General features: G+C 28.6%; 1 protein-coding gene. It reads left to right on the top strand.

The window, feature by feature from the left end:
* The first annotated feature begins 9 nt into the window (after nt 1-9).
* Complete coding sequence (locus ABU914_RS15480) at nt 10-405, top strand: TipC family immunity protein (RefSeq protein ID WP_379670578.1); 396 nt, start codon at nt 10-12, stop codon at nt 403-405.
* Nucleotides 406-535: the final 130 nt, after the last annotated feature.

Raw genomic sequence — 535 nt, 5'->3', positions numbered from 1 at the left:
TAGTTACGAATGAAAAAAATAATTTATGTTGTAATAAGTGTCGTTCTGTTATTTATCGGAGGTCATTACGTGTATAAGGCAACAAAAGTAAAAAATGTGTTTGATGAGATGTACTATGCAGAATTTCAATCCGTACCAAAACTATACACTTCTACGAGTTATACAGAACTTATTAAAGCAGGTGTATTAAAAAGTTCGCAAAAAAACGTGAGGGACTTTTTCCCGGACTTTAAATCTGAATATTATGACAGTCAATCATTACCCGAATCTGAACGAATGACTTTAAATTTTTATACAGAAGAGAATAATGAAGAATATTTAGAAATACTCGCAATTAAAGAATATGAAAATGACAATGATAGATTAAGATTTTATTTTATTTATGATATCGGTAAAAAAAATTAACGATTAAAAAACCTGATATTGTATCAGATAAACATTTTGAAACAAATTATAACACAAAGGCTCCAGAAGAAATCGCAAAATTTATGAAGAAGCACAATCTAACAGAGGAAGATTTAACAGGGTATCAAGA

The sequence above is a fragment of the Pueribacillus sp. YX66 genome, from assembly GCF_041725775.1.
Lineage (GTDB): Bacteria > Bacillota > Bacilli > Bacillales > UBA6769 > Pueribacillus.
Note: the sequence above shows the minus strand (reverse complement) of the source record. Positions and strands in the feature narration are given on the sequence as shown.